Raw genomic sequence first — 539 nt, 5'->3', positions numbered from 1 at the left:
TACGTAGCTTAATTTCATCATTTTTCAGACTAATTTCTGTAAATATCCCTCGTCTCCGGAGGTATGTCGCTTGAGGACCTTCGTGCTGAGTTGCTTCTAGGTCACTTTCCTGGTCTTCATAACTTCTGTGATCGACACGTTCATCAAATCCATTTTGTTCCAGGTGATGATTGCATAACTCTGCAAATGATTCTCTCCAGTGGCTTACAGTTTCTGTGCCATTGTCACGACTGAAGTCCCTATATTTTTTTGCTGAAAAATGATGAAATTAAGCTACGTAATTTAAAAATCAAAAAGGTCATCGCACTGGATGAAAACATCAAAGTATCTGAGGATCTTGTTCAAAAAGTACGAAGTGAGCTTCAGTTTCAATACTCTCAAGCTGAGTATTCAGAAAAAACTTCTCAGAAACTTTATGAATTCCAAAATGAAGAATTATCAAAATTAACAACAAAATTAGACACGATGAGTTCTGCAATATCAGAACTACGCAAAAAAGAGCCTTTATTTTTAAATTACGTAGCTTAATTTCATCATTT

At 35.3% G+C, this 539-nt stretch carries 1 protein-coding gene and 1 pseudogene; one reads left to right on the top strand and one right to left on the bottom strand.

Features of this window, described 5'->3' with window-relative positions; genetic code table 11:
- Positions 1-208 (bottom strand): annotated as a pseudogene (locus J582_RS26685) (MobA/MobL family protein); the annotation flags it as partial.
- Positions 209-249: 41 nt separating this feature from the next.
- On the opposite strand from J582_RS26685, the gene J582_RS25555 reads away from it, so the two are divergent.
- Positions 250-528, top strand: coding sequence for a hypothetical protein (locus J582_RS25555; RefSeq protein ID WP_032049015.1), 279 nt, complete (start codon positions 250-252; stop codon positions 526-528).
- The last annotated feature ends 11 nt before the right edge of the window (positions 529-539 follow it).

Source organism: Acinetobacter sp. 1566109 (assembly GCF_000582255.1).
Classification (GTDB): domain Bacteria; phylum Pseudomonadota; class Gammaproteobacteria; order Pseudomonadales; family Moraxellaceae; genus Acinetobacter; species Acinetobacter nosocomialis.
This window is presented reverse-complemented; position numbering and strand designations above follow the sequence as displayed.